The following is a 16,519-nucleotide window of genomic DNA, read 5'->3' as shown; positions in this document are numbered from 1 at the left end:
GGCCCGTCCCTCGCCGCGCAGCGTCCTGTAACGCGCCACCCCGGGGACACACTGCTCAGCCGAACCCCGAACTGGAGGTCGGTACCATGCACCCACGAAGCTCCCTCTTCGCAGCCCTCGTCGTCTCCACCCTCATCGCGTCGGGCGGCAAGGCGGAAGCCGCCGCAGCCGTTCTTTCCACGACCGGGGAGGCGCCCGGCACCGCATCCGCCGGCGATGCCGGCACGGTCTACGCGCTCTCGAACGATCCCGCCGGCAACGCGGTGGTGACGTTCGCGCGCGCGCCCGACGGCACGCTCTCCCCTGCCGGCTCGTTCTCGACCGGCGGGACCGGCACCGGCGCCGCGCTCGGCTCGCAGGGTGCGCTCACCTTCTCGCGCGACGGCCGCTGGGCCCTCGCGGTCAACGCCGGCAGCGACGACGTCTCGATCTTCGCGGTGTCCGACAGCGGTTCGCTCCGGCTCGTCGACCGCGCTCCGTCGGGCGGCGACGTGCCCATCAGCGTCACCGTGGTGAACGACCTCGTCTTCGTGGTGAACGCGGGCGTGCCGAACAGCGTGACGGGGCTCCGGATCGGCCAGGACGGCGACCTCCAGCCCATCCCGAGCTCCACCCGGCCGCTCAGCGCAGCCGACAGCGCACCCGCCGAGATAGCGTTCGATCCGGGGGGCGACTTCCTGGTGGTGACCGAGAAGAACACGAACCGGCTCAGCGTCTACGCCGTCGGCGAGGGCGGCAATCTCGACGGCCCGCGGGTGGTCGAGTCGAGCGGCCAGACGCCCTTCGGCTTCGCGTTCACGCGGAGGGGTCTGCTCGTCGTCTCCGAGGCGGGAGGGAGCACCGTCTCGTCCTACCGGCTGAGCGACGATGTCCTCGACGTGGTCACCGCGTCCGCTCCGAACTTCCAGATCGCCGCCTGCTGGATCGCGATCACCGCCGACGGCCGCTTCGCGTACTCCGCCAACACGGGCGCCGACGACATCTCCGCCTTCGCCATCGCTCCGGACGGCACGCTCGCGCTCCTCGATGCGAGCGGCGTGGCGGCCTCGGCCGGCGACGCCCCGGCCGACCTGGCCATGAGCCGCGGGAGCGGGTACCTCTACGTGCGCAACGGGCGCGACGGCTCCATCTCGGGTTACGGGGTCCAGAGCGACGGCGCGCTCGAGCAGGTCGAGCTCGTGAGCGGGCTCCCCGCCGGCTCGGCAGGGCTCGCCGCGCGGTAGCGCATCGTACGCTCCGGCGACCTCGAGCCGAACGCATGGCCACGAAGCGCATGGCTCGCCCTCACCTGCTGCTCGCGCTGCTCGTCCTCGCCTGGGCGATCAGCTGGCCCGTGATCAAGATCGGCGTCACGACCGTGCCGCCGATCTGGTTCGGGGTCCTGCGCTACGTGCTCGCCGCTTCCTGCCTGTTCGGCCTCGTCGCGCTCCGCCGCGAGCTCGCCGTTCCACCGCGGTCGGATTGGCCGCTCATCGCGGTCTCCGCCGTGTTCCAGATGGGCGCGTACTCGGCGCTGACCGGGCTCGCCTTGACGGTCTTGCCCCCGGGTCGCGCGTCGGTCCTGGCGTTCTCGACGCCGATCTGGGTCCTGCCGCTGTCCGCGTGGTGGCTTCACGAGCGGCCGTCGCGCCCGGGGCTGTTCGGCGTGTGCGCGGGGCTGCTGGGGGTCGTCGCGATCGCCGCTCCCTCACTGCATCCCGACGGGAGCCGTCAGCTCCTGGCCTACGGCATGCTCATGGGTGCGGCCGCCGCCTGGGCGATCTCGATCGTCTTCGTCCGCCGGCACCACTTTACCGCGACCGCGCTCGCGCTCGCTCCCTGGCAGGCGCTCGCCGCCGCCATCCTGCTCCTCCCCATCGCCGCATTGAGCGAAGGCTCTCTGCCGCCCATCGGCTGGGGCGGCGCGGCGTCGCTCGCCTATGTCGGGCCGGTCGCGACCGCCTTCGGCTACTGGGCGGTCGTGGAGGCGGGTCGTCACCTTCGGGCGAGCACGATGTCCACGGCGCTCCTGGCGGCTCCGAGCCTCGGCATCCTGTTCTCCGCCGTGACCCTCGGCGAGGTCATCGGGCCGTCGCTCATCGCGGGCGTCGTGCTGATCGGCGCCGGCATCCGGCTCGCGACGACTGCCGCCGCGTAGCGCGGCGGCCGGTGCCGTCGCGCCGGACGAGCGGCGCGCCAGCGGAATCGACGGGCCGACCTTCATGTCACGCCCGCCGCCCCTTCGTGCGACCGCCGCTCCCCGCATGCCCCGGCCCGCCCGCCGCCTCGAGCGCGACCGCCATCCGTCGCACCGCCTCGCCGAGCTCTCGCTCCTCCAGCAGCGCGAACCCGAGCTGCAGCGCGGGATAGGGCTCGCCCTCGAACGTGAAGTCGCTCCCAGCGTGGAGCAGCACGCCCGCGCGCGGGCCCTCCTCGGCCCAGCGATCGGCGTCGAGGTCCGGCGCCGTCCTGCACCACAGCGCCATGCCACCGGCGGGCACCGCGAACTCGAGCGCGCCAGCGAGCCGCGCGCGCAGCGCCTCGGCGAGCGCGTCGCGGCGCGCGGCGTAGCGGCGGCGCATCCGCCAGACGTGCTGCTGCAGCTCCCCGTCCTCGATCAGCTCCGCGACGGCGAGCTCGAGCGCCCGGTCGCCCTGGCGGTCGACGTAGCGGCGGTGCTCGGCGAGGCACCGGATCACCTCGGGCGCCGCGTGCACGTAGCCGATGCGCAGGCCGGGCGCGAGGATCTTGGACAGCGTCCCGACGTGGACGACGACGCCGGCCGGGTCGTTCGCGGCGAGCGGCAGCACCGGCGCGCCGTCGTAGTGGAACTCGCTGTCGTAGTCGTCCTCGAGGACGGCGAGGCGCTCCGCCGCCGCGAGGCGGAGGAGCGCGATGCGGCGCGCGGCGGGGAGCGTCACGGTGGTCGGGTACTGGTGGTGCGGCGTCAGGTAGACGGCGCGCACCTTCCCGCGCCGGGTCAGCGCCTCGAGCGCGTCCACCCGGAGCCCCTCCTCGTCCACCGGGAGCGGCACCACGTGCGCGCCCGCGGCCCGGAAGACGTCCCACGCCGCGGCGTACCCGGGCGCCTCCACCGCGACGACGTCCCCGGGGCGGAAGAGCGCCCGCGCCGTCACGGTGAGCGCAAGCTGGCTCCCGCGCGTCACCATGAGCCCGGCGGGATCCGGCTCGAGGCCGCGGGTCGAGCGGAGCATCTGGCCGATCGCCGTCCGGAGCCGCTCCTCGCCGGCGGGGTCGCCGTAGCCGAGGATCCCGGGGCGCCGCAGGGCCCGGCGGTAGGCGCGCGCGATCGCGTCCACCGGCACGAGCCGCAGATCCGGGATGCCGCTCACGAGGCTGAGCACGCCGGGCTGCGCCGCGATCGCGCTCCGCGGCGAGGGCGCCGGCCCGAGCGCGAAGCCGGGATTCCGATGTCCAGCTCCCGAGCCGCCAGCCCGCCGCCGGAGCGCGGCCGGGATCTCGGGCGAGACGAAGGTTCCGCGGCCGCCGGACGACTGCACCCATCCCTCCGCGAGCAGCTCGGCGTAGGCGGCCACCACCGTGTTGCGGTGCACGCCGAGGATGCGCGCGAGCTCGCGCGAGCCGGGGAGTCGCTCGCCGGGGCGGAGCCGCCCCGCGGCGACGTGCGAGGCGATCCCGCGCGCGACCTGACGCACCACCGGCGCGGGGTCGGCGCGGTCGACCGCGAGGGCGAGAGACCAGGTGCGCACTGGCACATCGATAATGTCGGATCCGGTCCTTTTTCAACGACCAGTCGCCGAGCATCCTCACGTCGTACCGAGGAGGATGCGACCATGGCGACACGGGTGCTGGTGGATCGGGGCAGCTGGGGTGAGGCGGACGGGATGTGCCCCCCGACGGGGGTGGACGGTTGCACGCCGTGGGTGGAGCTCGTGGCGAGCACCGCGGGTCCCACGGTTGACGGAGCCGGCGTGGCGCCGACGGGGGTGCTCGGCGGAGCCGGGACTTTCGCTCGAACGCGGCCGGCGCTCGGCACGGCTCGGGAGCGGAGCCCGGGCGCGCTCCAGTGCCTCCGGTGCCAGCTCCTCGGCAGGCGGCAGCTCACCTGCGCCCGCCGCGATCTCTGCCTGGAGATCCCGCACGTCTACCCGCTCGGCCCGATCCTGCTCCTGGGCTGGCTCGCCACCGCCGCCGCGTTCGTCGTCTCGGTATGGTGAGCGGGAGCCCGGGGCGCGCTTTGCGCCCCCGGGCTTGCGGGCGGCCCGCGGCTCTGAGAAAACGCGCGAGAGCCGCCATGGACAAGATCGAGAAGCCTCACCGCTGGGCCCGCTTCCTGCGCGTCTCCTCGCGCGACCTGTTCGTCACCGTGGTGCCGGTCGCGCTGGCGCTCTCGGCGGCGATCTGGGCGGTGCTGCACTTCGTCCGCCCGGCGGCGCCGTCCACGATCACGATCTCGACCGGGCCCGACGGCTCGAGCTTCCAGCGCGCGGCAGAGCGCTACACGAAGGCGTTCGCCGCGAACGGCGTCACCTTGAAGGTCAGGCCGTCGAACGGCTCGCTCGAGAACCTAAGGCGGCTCGCCGATCCGGACGGCGGCGTGGACGTGGGCTTCGTCCAGGTCGGGGTGAAGCTGCCCGACCCGCAGCCCGGAGAGCGGCGACGCGAGCTCGCCTCGCTCGGCACCATCTCGCGCCAGCCGCTCTACATCCTCGTGCACGGCTCGGCGCCGCCCGACCGGCTCTCGGCGCTCGCCGGGAAGCGGCTCGTCATCGGGCCGGAGGGCAGCGGTACCCGGGTGCTCGCGCTCGCGCTGCTCAAGGCCAACGGCATCGAGCCCGGAGGGCCCACCACGATGCTCGACCTCGACGACGACCTCGTCGGAGACGCGCTCGAGCAGGGCTACGTCGACGCCGCCTTCCTCATGGGCGACTCGGCGTCGCCGCGGGTGATCCGCAGCATCATCGAGCGCCCGGGCGTGCACGTGCTGCAGCTGTCGCAGGTCGAGGCGTACCTGAGGAAGTTCCAGGACCTCGATCGCGTCGTCATCCCGATGGGCGCCTACGATCTCGCCCACAACATGCCCGCCACGGACCTCGATCTGGTCGCGTCGTCGGTGGAGCTGGTTGCGCGCGCCGACCTGCACCCGGCCATCTCGGACCTGCTGATCGAGACGATGCGCGAGGTCCACGGCCGTCCGTTCCTGCTGCAGAGAGCGGGCGAGTTCCCGGTGGCCCGCGAGCACGATCTGCCGCTCAGCGCCGATGCCCGGCGCTACTACGAGTCCGGCAAGCGCTGGCTCTACCGCATGCTGCCGTTCTGGGCGGCGAGCCTCGCCGATCGTTTCCTGATGGTGCTGGTGCCGCTCGTGCTCCTCCTCGTCCCGGTGTTCCGGCTCGTGCCCCAGGTCTACGCCTGGCGCGTCCGGGCCCGCCTGTACCGGATCTACGGATCGCTCCTGGAGCTCGAGCGAGACGTGCTGGACCACGCGGCCGAGCACCAGGCCGGGCTCCTCGACCGGCTCGACGCGATCGAGCGCCGTGCCGACGCGCTCAAGCTCCCCGTCGCCTTCGCCGACCAGTTCTACGTGCTGCGGGAGCACATCGGCTTCGTCCGGCGGCGGCTCACCACGCTCGCGGGCGAGCGGCGCCGAGCGCTCTGAGAACGCCTCGCAGGGAGGATAGGACCGGGCGTTGCCGCGGCCGTTCGCGGTGCGCCGGCCGCCACGTCGTGACGACATTCACGGAACCAACGCGTTCGAGTGGCCCCCTCCGGCTCCCTCCCGCCTCGACACCGCTCGAATGCACGAGGCGTAAAATCCTGGGCGACCACCGAGGGAGGCCGTCATGGTGCTTTCTGTACCGTCAATCACGGAAACCCTCGACGGCTACATGGACGCGTTCAATGCGCTCGATCTCGATGGCGTGATGACGCATTTCGCAGACGACGCGGTGTACCGCCCCGGCAGCGGCACCGAGCGGGTCGGGCGCGCCGCGATCCGAGAAGAGCTCGTGCCGCAGTTCGAGCTCGTGTACGGCGCGATGCGCTTCGACGAGTGCGACCGGGTCGTCGACGAGAAGGCTCGCAAGATCGTCATCCGCTGGGTGTGCCGCCACGATCTCGCACACGGCAAGCCCAGGCGCCTCGCGTGGAAGATCCGGCGGGTCATCGTCGGCGCGCTCGTGGGCAATCGCTTCGGCTGGGAGGGCGTGGACGTCTTCCACTTCGACGACGCCGGCAAGATCAAGCGCAAGTTCACGTACGCTGGCTACAGGCAGCCTCGCCTCGAGAAGCAGCTGGGCGTGCCGCTGCCTACGCCGTCGCGGCACACCGGCCGAGTGTGATGATGAACGGCACGGCGACCGTGTTGGCGAGCGTGTGATCCACGTTCTCGGCGCGTAGGGATTCTTTACGTCCCTGTCGGAAAGGCGACGGTCCCGACCCCGGACGCCGATAGGCCGGCCCGTCATCCACCTGGTGCGAGGAGGTGGACCGGCACGCCCAATGCTCCCCTTGCGCCCAGGGCGGCACGGACGCCGAGCGAAGCGTTCATCCGCCTGACGTCGGAGGAGTCATGCCGGACCTCGACAGCCGCGCCGCCTCGCGAAGGCGCGCCATCGCGTACTGGGTCACCACCCTGCTCGTCGCCACGGAGCTGGCGTTGGCAGGAGTGTGGGACATCCTGCGAATACCGTACGTCCGCGGCGTCATCGAGCACCTGGGCTACCCGGCCTATTTCCTGGTCATCCTCGGAGTCTGGAAGGTTCTCGGCGCGGTGGCGCTGCTCGTCCCGCGCTTTCCCCGGCTCAAGGAGTGGGCATACGCCGGCGCGGTCTTCAACTACACGGGAGCAGTCGTCTCCCATCTGGCCGTCGGCGATGGCGCCGTCGCACTCGTCTACCCGATGATCCAGCTCGGCCTCGTCGGCGGGTCCTGGGCCCTGCGTCCGCCGGCTCGCCGCGACCTCGCGCCGAGTTGAGCGCCAATCGAGAAGCCGTAGGTTATCGTCTTTGCGATGCCGCCGCGCGAACGATCCCCGAAGGCACCGCGCAGCCCGATCCTCGACCTGCGGGGCGCGAGTCGTCTCGTGATCGAGGCGACGAACCGCATCGCAGACGTCGTCGAGGCGATGCACCACGGAATCGGCGCCGGCCCGGCCGTCCTCGGCCGCCCGCTCGAGCGCCCCGTCCAGCTCCTCACCCGCCCGGTCTACGGGAGCGTGCGCGGGGTGACGCGGCTCGTCGGCGACGGGATCGACGCGGCCCTCGCCCGGCTCGAGCCCCTCGCCGCGCCGCTGCTCGGCGAGCGCCCGCCGGGGCTCGGACGTGAAGCGGTGGTGGCCGCCCTGAACGGTGTCCTCGGCGACTACCTGGCGGCGAGCGGGAACCCGCTCGCGATCGAGATGCGGCTCCGCAGCGACGGTCGCCCGCTGGAGCTCCACCCCGACGCGCTGCGGCTCGCGTTCCCGCGGGCGACCGGCAAGCTCCTCGTCCTCGTGCACGGCTCGTGCGTGAACGATCGCCAGTGGACCCGGCGCGGGCACGACCACGGCGCGGCGCTCGCCCGCGATCTCGGGTTCACGCCGATCTACCTCCACTACAACTCCGGCCTGCACGTGTCGGTGAATGGGCGCGCCTTCGCCGGGCTGCTCGAGCAGCTCGTCGCGGCCTGGCCCACGCCGGTCGACGATCTCGTCCTCCTGGCGCACAGCATGGGCGGACTCGTGGCGCGCAGCGCGTGCCACTTCGGCGAGGCGGAGGGCCACGCGTGGCGGCGAAAGCTGCGCGCGCTCGTCTGCCTCGGCACGCCCCACCACGGCGCACCGCTCGAGCGTGGGGGCCACTGGATCGACCTGTTGCTCGGCGTCAGCCGGTACAGCGCGCCGCTCGCGCGGCTCGGCAAGCTCCGGAGCGCCGGCGTCACCGACATGCGCCACGGCAACGTCCTCGACGCGCACTGGGAAGGCCGCGACCGCTTCGCGCACGGTCGCGACGACCGCGTCCCGCTCCCGCTGCCGCAGGGCGCGCGGTGCTACGCGATCGCCGGGAGCGCGGCCGTGCAGGGCGCCGCGAGGAAGCGCCCGACCGACGGCCTCGTCCCCGTCGACAGCGCGCTCGGCGTGCACGCGAGACCGGAGCTGACGCTCGGGTTCCCGGAGGCGCACCGGTGGATCGCCCATGGGACGAAGCACCTCGACCTCCTGAGCCGACCCGAGGTGTACGCGAAGCTCCGCTCCTGGCTGTCCTCCTGACGGCGGTCTCGCGCTGCCTCCCGGCGGCGTGCTCGTTGACTTCTCAGGCGCGCCCGTAGACCGGCACGACCGCGCCGCTCACGTCCCGTGCCGCGTCCGAGAGCAAAAACTCGATGACCGCGGCGACCGACTCCGGCTCCACCCAGCGCGCCGCGTCGGCGTCCGGCATCGCGCCGCGGTTCGCGGCCGTGTCGATCGTGCTGGGGAGGACGGCGTTCACCCGAACGCCGGCGTCCAGGACCTCCGCGGCGATCACGCGTGCGAGCGCGACGACGGCGCTCTTCGCGACGGTGTAGGCGGCGGCGCCGGCGCCCGACCACGGCCGCTCGACGTTGCGGGACCCGATCACGACCACGCTGCCCGCGTGCTGCGCGACCAGCCGCGGCAGCAGCGCGCGAAGCGCCCGCTGGGCCGACTCGAGGTTCTCGTCCAGCATGCTTCGCCAGGTGCCCTCGTCGCCTTCCTCGTGGAAGCGCCGGCCACCGCGCCAGCCGCCCGCGACCAGCGCGGCGCCGGAGATCGGGCCGAGGCGCGCGCTCACCGCGCCGAGGGCCGCGTCCCAGGCCGCGGTCGAGTCCTCCTGGAGCGGGAAGCCGGCGAAACGCGCCCCGAGCTCCTGCTCGAGCTTGCGGAGGCGCTCCGCGTGACGGGCGAGCCCGACGCCGGCCACCCGGTACCCGCGCTCCACGAGGTAGCGACAGAGAGCGGTCCCGAGCGCTCCGACCGCTCCGCTGGTCACGATCACGCGCGGCATCATCGAGCAGGCTCGAAGAGCTCGATGGGATTCCCATCTGCGTCCTCGATTTGGATTTGTCGACCGCCAGGGCCGGTTTCCATCTCGTTGCGAAAGTGAACCCCTGCCTTCTTCAGCTCAGCGATGAAAACGGGAAGATCCGCGACCTTCAGCACTACGCGGTTCCAGCCGCCCGGCTCCTGCTGCTGCCCATTCGGCATCGGCCGCGAGCCTGACGCGCCTGGACCGCTGAGCAGAACCTGCGCGTCACCCAGAGAGACGCTCGCAAACGCGGGGAGCTGCTGGTGCTCCAGCTTGAACCCGAGATGTTGCGTATAGAACGCTACAGAGCGAGCGACGTCTTTCACCTGATAGCGAACGCCGTGAATGCTCTCGACGAATGACCTCGTGGCGGCCCGGACCACGTGCGTCTCCTTCCTGGTCTGTCTCCATGATTACTGTGCTCAGCTCCCGCGACACTGAGCAGTCCAGACCTAGTGCTGCCGCGCGGCTCCCGACCTGCTCCCGCTGCGCGCGTCGCCTCCCCGCCGGAGCGCCGCCTGGGCGTCGGTGCCGGACACGATGCGGCCGTAGAGTGGGCTGCCCGGCTCCTGGAGGCGCCCGCCGTAGCGGAGGGAGCCCGTGTCGACCGGAGCGAACCCGATCTCCTCGACGAGGTTCGCGACCACCCGCTTCGCGTCCGGGTCGTCCCCGGCGATGAGCAGCGCGACCCGCTCCTCGGGCGGAAGGTCGCGCCTGCCACGCGTCGCGAGGTCGTTCGCGTACAGGTGATTGAACGCCTTGACGAGCCGCGCGCCGGGGATGACCCGCGCGACCTCCTCGCTCGACGTCGAGTCTCCCAGCTCGTAGAGCTTGAAGTCGGGACGATACGGGTTCATCGCGTCGACGACGATCTTGCCCCGCAGCCGCTCGGCGGGGAGCTCCCGCCGGTTGCGCCACGGGATGGCGATGAGCACGACCTCGCCGAACTCCGACGCCTCCTCGACGGTCGTGGCCCTCGCGCGCGGTCCGAGCGCGGCGACCTGGTCACGCAGCGAGTGGGGACCGCTCGCATGACTGAGCGCGACCTCGTGGCCCGCGTCCGTGAACAGCCTCGCAGCCGTCCCGCCGATGTTCCCCGAGCCGATGATCCCGATCCGCATGGCACGCCCTCCGGAGCGGAGAGATGCGAAGCGCGCGCCCTGCCCGCAACAGCCAACTTGGCCACGGCTCTCGCGGCCCACGCCCGCCGCGGCGAATTGCGCCCTCTCATCGGCCAAACGAGACTGCATGGAGGAGAGCTGCCCGCTATGCTTTCAGGCGGGGAGGTCATGACGAAGCACCCTCGAGCTGTCGTCTTCAGCGCGGCGCTCGCGCTGTTACCCGGCCTCGCCAGTGGGAACGACGAAGGCGCGGATCTCGCAGCACGCGCGGGTCCGCTCATCACCACGGTCCCCGAGCTGGCGCAGGCTGGGGAGTCCGGCCTGCAGACGGAGCAGGAATCGCCCTCTCCTCCGACCGCCCCGCTCGAAGAGGCTCCTCCGCCCGCTCCGTCGAAGCTTCCGCCGCCGCCCTCCTCGGTTCCGGAAGGCCAATGGGTCTACACGGCGCAGTACGGCTGGATCTGGATGCCGTACGCGGACGCCTTCACCTATGTGCCGCCTTCCGGTTACGGCGCGCCGTACATGTACGTTTACTATCCGTCATACGGCTGGTCATGGGTCGTCGCACCGTGGGTCTGGGGCTTCGGACCGTGGCCGTACTTCGGGTTCTACGGCGCGGCGCGCTTCGGCTGGTACGGGCATGGCTGGTGGCGGTACCCGGGGCAGTGGCACTACGGGCCTGGGCCACATCGCGGCGTCTGGCCCTCGTACGGTGGCCGTCCCGGCCCCTACTTCGGTGCGCGCCCCGCCCCGCCCCCGTCCGGCGGCAGCTTCCCCTCGCGCGGTATCGCGCCCGCGCCGCACCGCGGGGGCGGTGTCGCCGCGGGCCCTCACGCCGCACCGCCACGTCACCGTTAGTCAGCGCTCGTGCGGCTCGGGCTCGAGTGCGCCGTTGCTCGGAGAGCTCCCACTCTCCGAGCAACGGCGTGAGCCGGGCTCGACTATCCCTGCCGGTAAGCCCGCTCCAACCCCGCGATGTCGAGCTTCGTCATCTGGAGCATCGCCTTCATCACGCGGTTCGCCTTCGCCGGATCCGGGTCCGACATGAGCCGCTCCATCGCGGTCGGCACGATCTGCCAGGACACCCCGTACCTGTCGGTGAGCCAGCCGCACTGGTTCGTCGAGCCGCCCGCGGAGAGCTTCTCCCAGTACTCGTCTACCTCCTGCTGCGTCTCGCAGTTCACGACGAACGAGATGGCCGGCGTGAACTTGAAGATCGGTTCGCCGTTCAAGGCGATGAACTCCTGCCCGGCGACCTCGAACGTCGCGGTCATCACCGACCCCTTGGGCCCGGGGCCTGCCTCTCCGTAGCGCGTGATCGCTCCGAGCTTCGAGCCCTTGAAGACGGACGTGTAGAACCTCGCGGCCTCCTCGGCCTTACCGTCGAACCACAGGAACGGGGTGATTCCCTTCATCGCATCCGTCCTTTCCTCAGCGCTCGAGCGCCTTGGGGTCCATCCACAGCACTTCCCAGTGGTGGCCGTCGGGGTCGTAGAAGCTCCAGCCGTACATGAAGCCGTGATCCTGCGGCTCCATCGCGTGCTTGCCTCCCGCCGCGACCGCCTTCTTCACGAGCTCGTCCACCTCGGCGCGGCTCTCGCACGAGAGCGCGCAGAGCGCCTCGTTCTGCAGGAGCGTGTCGCAGAGGCCCTTCTTCGTGAACGTCTTGAAGAACGGCTCGGTGAGGAGCATCACGTACGCGTCCTCGCCGACGAGCATGCAGGTGGCCTTCTCGTCCGTGAACCTCGGGTCGAACTCGAAGCCGAGCTTGGTGAAGAACTCCTTCGAGCGGTCCAGGTCGCGCACGGCCAGGTTCACGAAGAGCTTGCGGGGACGCCTCGTTGCCATGTCTGCCTCCAGGGGTTCGTCGGAGTCGCGCGTCGCGTCGAGCTCGACCCCGATGTCGTCTGATCCCTGGACCGCGTGCGCGCCGCCGACTCATCGGTGCACCCCGATCGGCACCTCCGGCAGACATCGGCCTTCATGCCGTCGGCCAGGGCAGGAGCCGGTGCGCGAAGCTACCGGCGAGCGCCCGCCGCACCGAGCCGCCCTTCCGCGCCGCTTCCTACGGAGGGAGCACGAGCGGAAGCCCGAACCTCGGGAAGAGCGTCGCGGTGTCGAGGAACGAGGTCCAGGCAGAGACGCGATCGCCCTCGAGCTCGAGCACGATGAGCCCCCACGCCTCGTGGCCCCCGTGCTCGGCGGGACGGTACTGCGCGAACGCGGGCGAGCCGGAGGCCGCCGTCGGGACGAGTCGCGACCCGCGGCAGCCACAGCCCCGGCCGAGGAGCCAGTCGCGGATCGCCGCCGGGCCGCGGAGCCACAGCGTGTAGGGCGGCATGGACAGGGTCGCGTCCTCGTGCAGGAGCGCGGTGAGCGCGTTCACGTCGTAGCGCTCGAATGCCTCGACGTAGCGAGCGAGCAGCGCGGACTGCGCTGCGGAGAGCGAGCCGCTCGACTCGCCGAGGTCGCGCGCGGCGAGCGTGGCGCGCGCCCGCTGCAGCGCGCTGTTCACCGCCGGGATCGAGGTGTCGAGGCTCTCGGCCACCTCCGCGGCGGACCAGCCGAGCACCTCCGTGAGCAGGAGCGCGGCGCGCTGCCTCGGGGGAAGGTGCTGGAGCGCCGCCACGAACGCGAGCCGGATGCTCTGGCGGAGCACCGCCCGCTCCGCCGGGCCGGCGTCCGACGGCACGACGTGCGCGTCGGGGACCGGCTCGAGCCAGTGCGTGCGAGGGTGCTCGACGAGCGGGTCGTCCACCGTTCCGGCGGGACCCTCCTCGACGGGACGCTCTCGCCGGGAGCGATCGGCGAGCGCGTCGAGGCAGACGTTCGTCGCGATGCGATAGAGCCAGGTGCGCAGCGAGGAGCGCCCGTCGAAGCGCTCGAGGCCTCTCCACGCCCGGACCATCGTCTCCTGGACCGCGTCGTCGGCGTCCACGGCCGAGCCCAGCATCCGGTAGCAGTGCCCGGTGACGGCCGCGCGGTGCTCCTCGAGCTCGGTGACGCTCTCTGGCATCGCCCGGACATAACGAGGGGAGCGCGTCCCCGCTCTCCCCCGCTCGCCTCGCGCGCCCTTGCGCTACCGCCGCGAGCCCGACGCCTCGTGGGCGACGAAGTCGAGCCGCCGCGCCTCGAGCCGGCCCGCCGCCCGCGCGCGGCTCTCGGAGCAGAAGCTCGCGAACCGCTGCCCGTCGACCGTGACGACGTAGCGATTCTTCTCGATCTGCTCGATGCCTACGACGTGCGCTCGAACGGCGAAGCTGGCGCGCGGGGGATTCATCTATGAAGTGTAGCGCGATCCTCGCGAATAAGCCCGACACATCACGCGCGCCGGCCGATCGCAGAGGATCATCGCGGGTGGCCCGCACGCGCGACGCGGTCCGCGCGCGCCGCGACCTCCTCGGCCGTCTCACGCCGGGCACGGCGCCGCTTCGCTGCGATCGGCGGAGCGGGGCGCTCGATGGCCGGACGGCGCGGAGCACGGCCGGCGGTCGGCACGGGAACCCGGCCGGGCGATGACCCGATCGTTGCTCCGAGAACGGGGGAGCCCACGCTCGCCCGTGGCCGACGGCCCGCTGGCACGGCAACGATGCGACGGACGCGTGACGAACTCGTGACGGTCGGCGCGGACACCTCGAGGGCTGGCGCGCCCGGAGCGACGCGGATTAGAACCGGGCCTCGTTCTCGCCCGAGGAGCTCGCATGCTGCGCGAATCCGTCTTCGTCTGCTCGTATGGCGCCGAAGGCGCAGAGCACGTCGGTCACGTCCTGGCCTGGGATGATCGCGAGGCGGCCGAGCTCTTCGCGCGCGAGCTCGAGCCGGACGTGGGGGAAGTGCGCGTGGCGGACATCCGCGTGGAGTCCGTGGACGGCGCCGCGCTGGGTGAGTGATCCGCGCCGCGCAGCGCCGGGCGCATCAGTCGCGAGCGTCCGGCGCGACCGGGGCCGACGGGGAGGCGAGCAGCCGCGCCTGCGCGTCCACCTGCGGCTCGCCCTCGGCCGGACGGAGCCGCTCGTACTCACCGTCCGGCCGCATGCGGCGCGTCCGGCAGTTGTCGGCGAGGTAGAGGGACAGCACGCCGTCGCGCAGGTGGCGCACGAGCGCGGGATCCCTGACCGGGAACAGCACCTCGACCCGCCTCGACAGGTTCCGGCGCATGAGATCTGCGCTGCCGAGGTAGACCTCCTCCGCCCCGGCGTTGCGGAACCAGAAGATCCGGCTGTGCTCGAGGAACCTCCCCACGATGCTCGTGACGCGCACGTTCTCGGTGTAGCCCGGGACCTCCGGGCGCAGGCAGCAGATCCCGCGCACGAGCAGGTCCACCTTGACGCCCGCCTGGGCCGCGCGGACGAGCGGCTCCGCCATCTGCTCGTCGGCGAGCGCGTTCACCTTGAACACGAGGTGCCCGCCGCGGCCGGCGCGCGCGTGGGCGATCTCGCGGTCGATGAGCTCGACGAGCCGCTCGCGCAGGTTCACCGGCGCGACGAGCAGGCGCTGGAACACCTTCGGGTGCGCGTAGCCCGTGAGGTAGTTGAAGAGCTGCGTCGCGTCCTCGCCGATCTCGGGGTCCGCCGTGAAGAGCCCGAGGTCCGTGTACGCGGTGGCGGTGACCGCGTTGTAGTTCCCGGTGGACAGGTGGACGTAGCGCGCGAGCCGGTCGCCCTCGCGCCGGACGACGAGCGCGATCTTGGAGTGCGTCTTCAGCCCGAGGAGCCCGTAGATGACGTGGACGCCGTCGGCCTCGAGCGCCCGCGCCCACCCGATGTTGCTCTCCTCGTCGAAGCGCGCCTTCAGCTCCACGAGCACCGCCACCTGCTTGCGGTTCTGGTTCGCCTCGAGGAGCGCCTCCACGACCGGCGAGTTCCGCCCGACGCGGTACAGCGTCATCTTGATGGCGAGCACGTCGGGATCCCGCGCGGCGGCCCTCAGGAACTCGACGACGGGCCCGAACGACTCGAACGGATGGTGGATGAGCACGTCCCGGCGCCGGATCGCGGCGAACACGTCCTCGTCGCCTCGCGCGAAGGCGGGCGGGACGGCGGGGGACAGCGGCGGGAACTTGAGATCGCTGCGCTCCACGGCGGCGAGCGCGCCCACACCGGACAGCCCCAGCGGCCCCTCGAGGACGTGCACGTTCCGCGGCTGGATCTCGAGGTTCTGGACGAGGAGGTCGCGGACGGGCTCGGGCATGCCGGGCGTCACGACGAGCCGCACCACCGAGCCGAAGCGGCGCTCGCGCACCCCGTGCTCGACCGAGGCGAGCAGGTCCGCTGCCTCCAGCTCCTGCAGCTCCATCTCCGCGTCGCGGGTGACGCGGAACGGGTGCACGCTCTTGACGCGCACCCCGGGGAACAGCCGGTCCACGTGCGCGGCGACGAGCTGCTCGAGCCAGACGAACGCGTGGTGCCGGCGGGCCGTCCCCGACGCGTCGAAGCCCGCGCTGGATCGGCCGATCGGCACGAGCCGCGGGAGCGTGTCCGGGACCTTGATGCGGGCGAACCGGGCGACGCCCTCGTCCTCCACGACCACGGCGAGATTGAGGCTCAGGTTCGAGATGTGGGGGAACGGACGGCCGGGGTCGAAGGCGAGCGGCGTCAGGACCGGCATCACCATCTCGTCGAAGTAGGCGCGCGCCCACGCGGCCTGCTTCGGGTCGAGCTGGGAGTGATCGAGGACGTGGAGGCCGGCCGCGTCGAGGGCGGGCAGGAGCTCGTCCTGCCACGCCACGCCGAGCTCGCGGTTGAGCCGCAAGGTCTCGCGGCGCAGCTCGGCGAGCTGCTGCAGCGGCGTCAGCCCGTCGGACGAAGGCTCCGTCACCCCGGAGGCCACCTGCTGCTCGAGGCCGGCGACGCGGATCATGAAGAGCTCGTCGAGGTTCGACGACACGATGGAGAGGAAGCGCACCCGCTCGAGCAGCGGGTTCGCGGGGTCGCGGACCTCGTCGAAGACGCGCCACTGGAACGCGACGAGCGAGAGCTCGCGGTTGACGAGCAGCGCAGGGTCGAGCTTGGCGGTGGGGGCCGCGAGCTCGCGCGCGACCGCCGCGGCGGCGTCGGCGGCCACGCCCGCGGCTCCGCCGGCCGGCGCCACGTCGGCGCCGGTGCGCGGGGTGAGCACCTCCTTGGGCACGGCGTGCGCCGGGCTCTCCATCCGTCCTCCGCGATGACCTCGCGCCTCGACGGGCGAGCGTAGCGCCGCGCCGGCGGGAGTGCACGCGACCGCAGGTGACGAACGCGTGAAGGCGTGCACGAGCGCACGGGGACCTCCAGGCGAGCCCGTGCGCTCGGCGCCTCGGACGCCGCGCGGGGGGTTCGGCGCAGGCCGGCGCGCTCCGCAAGGGGGAGCTCGCCCCGGGCAGGTGAGACGACCGCGGCCTCAGGGCGCGGGCGATCTCGAGGACGCGTCTTAGGCACG

At 72.3% G+C, this 16,519-nt stretch carries 17 protein-coding genes; 8 read left to right on the top strand and 9 right to left on the bottom strand.

All coding sequences use genetic code 11. The annotated features are described in order from the left end of the window. Positions 1–86: 86 nt before the first annotated feature. Entirely contained in the window at positions 87–1,223 is a 1,137-nt protein-coding gene (locus tag MNZ39_RS01075) for a beta-propeller fold lactonase family protein (RefSeq protein WP_242333276.1), read from the top strand. A 35-nt stretch (positions 1,224–1,258) separates the two neighbouring features. Further along, positions 1,259–2,137 (top strand): DMT family transporter, encoded by an 879-nt coding sequence (locus MNZ39_RS01070; RefSeq protein WP_242333275.1) that lies wholly within the window; start codon positions 1,259–1,261, stop codon positions 2,135–2,137. 67 nt (positions 2,138–2,204) lie between these two features. Here the strand turns inward: MNZ39_RS01070 and MNZ39_RS01065 are convergent, their stop codons facing one another. After that, positions 2,205–3,710 carry a PLP-dependent aminotransferase family protein gene (locus tag MNZ39_RS01065; protein WP_242333273.1) on the bottom strand — a complete coding sequence of 502 codons (1,506 nt, stop codon included), beginning with the start codon at positions 3,708–3,710 and terminating at the stop codon, positions 2,205–2,207. A gap of 84 nt (positions 3,711–3,794) precedes the next feature. Here MNZ39_RS01065 and MNZ39_RS01060 point away from each other — a divergent pair, with 84 nt between their 5' ends. The 5 genes from MNZ39_RS01060 to MNZ39_RS01040 all read left to right on the top strand — a co-directional run bounded on the left by MNZ39_RS01060 (position 3,795) and on the right by MNZ39_RS01040 (position 8,209). Continuing rightward, entirely contained in the window at positions 3,795–4,178 is a 384-nt protein-coding gene (locus tag MNZ39_RS01060; protein WP_242333271.1) for a hypothetical protein, read from the top strand. 77 nt (positions 4,179–4,255) lie between these two features. Continuing rightward, positions 4,256–5,620, top strand: a complete 1,365-nt coding sequence (locus tag MNZ39_RS01055; RefSeq protein WP_242333269.1) for a TAXI family TRAP transporter solute-binding subunit — start codon at positions 4,256–4,258, stop codon at positions 5,618–5,620. A 184-nt stretch (positions 5,621–5,804) separates the two neighbouring features. Further along, positions 5,805–6,302, top strand: a complete 498-nt coding sequence (locus MNZ39_RS01050; protein ID WP_242333268.1) for a nuclear transport factor 2 family protein — start codon at positions 5,805–5,807, stop codon at positions 6,300–6,302. 230 nt (positions 6,303–6,532) lie between these two features. Continuing rightward, the gene (locus MNZ39_RS01045; protein WP_242333266.1) at positions 6,533–6,937 is read left to right on the top strand and encodes a DoxX family protein; all 405 of its coding nucleotides are present in this window, start codon (positions 6,533–6,535) and stop codon (positions 6,935–6,937) included. 108 nt (positions 6,938–7,045) lie between these two features. Further along, complete coding sequence (locus tag MNZ39_RS01040; RefSeq protein WP_242333264.1) at positions 7,046–8,209, top strand: triacylglycerol lipase; 1,164 nt, start codon at positions 7,046–7,048, stop codon at positions 8,207–8,209. A 43-nt stretch (positions 8,210–8,252) separates the two neighbouring features. Here MNZ39_RS01040 and MNZ39_RS01035 read toward each other — a convergent pair whose 3' ends face one another. From MNZ39_RS01035 to MNZ39_RS01005, 7 genes are all read right to left on the bottom strand, one after another. Further along, positions 8,253–8,963, bottom strand: a complete 711-nt coding sequence (locus MNZ39_RS01035; protein ID WP_242333262.1) for an SDR family oxidoreductase — start codon at positions 8,961–8,963, stop codon at positions 8,253–8,255. Continuing rightward, positions 8,963–9,367 carry a VOC family protein gene (locus tag MNZ39_RS01030; protein ID WP_242333260.1) on the bottom strand — a complete coding sequence of 135 codons (405 nt, stop codon included), beginning with the start codon at positions 9,365–9,367 and terminating at the stop codon, positions 8,963–8,965. Before MNZ39_RS01030 ends, MNZ39_RS01035 begins: the two co-directional genes overlap by 1 nt. A 69-nt stretch (positions 9,368–9,436) precedes the next feature. Continuing rightward, positions 9,437–10,105 carry an NADPH-dependent F420 reductase gene (locus MNZ39_RS01025; protein WP_242333258.1) on the bottom strand — a complete coding sequence of 223 codons (669 nt, stop codon included), beginning with the start codon at positions 10,103–10,105 and terminating at the stop codon, positions 9,437–9,439. Between the two features lie 941 nt (positions 10,106–11,046). Next, positions 11,047–11,520 (bottom strand): VOC family protein, encoded by a 474-nt coding sequence (locus tag MNZ39_RS01020; RefSeq protein ID WP_242333256.1) that lies wholly within the window; start codon positions 11,518–11,520, stop codon positions 11,047–11,049. Between the two features lie 16 nt (positions 11,521–11,536). Beyond that, the gene (locus MNZ39_RS01015) at positions 11,537–11,953 is read right to left on the bottom strand and encodes a VOC family protein (protein WP_242333254.1); all 417 of its coding nucleotides are present in this window, start codon (positions 11,951–11,953) and stop codon (positions 11,537–11,539) included. A 217-nt stretch (positions 11,954–12,170) separates the two neighbouring features. After that, positions 12,171–13,121, bottom strand: a complete 951-nt coding sequence (locus tag MNZ39_RS01010; protein ID WP_242333252.1) for a sigma-70 family RNA polymerase sigma factor — start codon at positions 13,119–13,121, stop codon at positions 12,171–12,173. A 63-nt stretch (positions 13,122–13,184) separates the two neighbouring features. Next, positions 13,185–13,385, bottom strand: a complete 201-nt coding sequence (locus MNZ39_RS01005) for a hypothetical protein (RefSeq protein WP_242333250.1) — start codon at positions 13,383–13,385, stop codon at positions 13,185–13,187. A 421-nt stretch (positions 13,386–13,806) separates the two neighbouring features. Here MNZ39_RS01005 and MNZ39_RS01000 point away from each other — a divergent pair, with 421 nt between their 5' ends. Beyond that, positions 13,807–13,995 carry a hypothetical protein gene (locus MNZ39_RS01000; protein WP_242333248.1) on the top strand — a complete coding sequence of 63 codons (189 nt, stop codon included), beginning with the start codon at positions 13,807–13,809 and terminating at the stop codon, positions 13,993–13,995. A gap of 25 nt (positions 13,996–14,020) precedes the next feature. Here MNZ39_RS01000 and ppk1 read toward each other — a convergent pair whose 3' ends face one another. Continuing rightward, positions 14,021–16,255, bottom strand: a complete 2,235-nt coding sequence (gene ppk1 / locus MNZ39_RS00995) for a polyphosphate kinase 1 (RefSeq protein ID WP_242333246.1) — start codon at positions 16,253–16,255, stop codon at positions 14,021–14,023. Positions 16,256–16,519: the final 264 nt, after the last annotated feature.

Origin of the sequence: Anaeromyxobacter sp. SG66, from assembly GCF_022690805.1 — a bacterium.
In the GTDB taxonomy this organism is placed as follows: Bacteria; Myxococcota; Myxococcia; order Myxococcales; family Anaeromyxobacteraceae; genus Anaeromyxobacter; species Anaeromyxobacter soli.
This window is presented reverse-complemented; position numbering and strand designations above follow the sequence as displayed.

Coding starts and splice junctions, on each gene's coding strand:
- MNZ39_RS01075 (WP_242333276.1), top strand. CDS start 87: ATGCACCCACGAAGCTCCCTCTTCGCAGCCCTCGTCGTCTCCACCCTC.
- MNZ39_RS01070 (WP_242333275.1), top strand. CDS start 1,259: ATGGCCACGAAGCGCATGGCTCGCCCTCACCTGCTGCTCGCGCTGCTC.
- MNZ39_RS01060 (WP_242333271.1), top strand. CDS start 3,795: ATGGCGACACGGGTGCTGGTGGATCGGGGCAGCTGGGGTGAGGCGGAC.
- MNZ39_RS01055 (WP_242333269.1), top strand. CDS start 4,256: ATGGACAAGATCGAGAAGCCTCACCGCTGGGCCCGCTTCCTGCGCGTC.
- MNZ39_RS01050 (WP_242333268.1), top strand. CDS start 5,805: ATGGTGCTTTCTGTACCGTCAATCACGGAAACCCTCGACGGCTACATG.
- MNZ39_RS01045 (WP_242333266.1), top strand. CDS start 6,533: ATGCCGGACCTCGACAGCCGCGCCGCCTCGCGAAGGCGCGCCATCGCG.
- MNZ39_RS01035 (WP_242333262.1), bottom strand. CDS start 8,963: ATGCCGCGCGTGATCGTGACCAGCGGAGCGGTCGGAGCGCTCGGGACC.
- MNZ39_RS01025 (WP_242333258.1), bottom strand. CDS start 10,105: ATGCGGATCGGGATCATCGGCTCGGGGAACATCGGCGGGACGGCTGCG.
- MNZ39_RS01020 (WP_242333256.1), bottom strand. CDS start 11,520: ATGAAGGGAATCACCCCGTTCCTGTGGTTCGACGGTAAGGCCGAGGAG.
- MNZ39_RS01015 (WP_242333254.1), bottom strand. CDS start 11,953: ATGGCAACGAGGCGTCCCCGCAAGCTCTTCGTGAACCTGGCCGTGCGC.
- MNZ39_RS01010 (WP_242333252.1), bottom strand. CDS start 13,121: ATGCCAGAGAGCGTCACCGAGCTCGAGGAGCACCGCGCGGCCGTCACC.
- MNZ39_RS01005 (WP_242333250.1), bottom strand. CDS start 13,385: ATGAATCCCCCGCGCGCCAGCTTCGCCGTTCGAGCGCACGTCGTAGGC.
- MNZ39_RS01000 (WP_242333248.1), top strand. CDS start 13,807: ATGCTGCGCGAATCCGTCTTCGTCTGCTCGTATGGCGCCGAAGGCGCA.
- ppk1 (WP_242333246.1), bottom strand. CDS start 16,255: ATGGAGAGCCCGGCGCACGCCGTGCCCAAGGAGGTGCTCACCCCGCGC.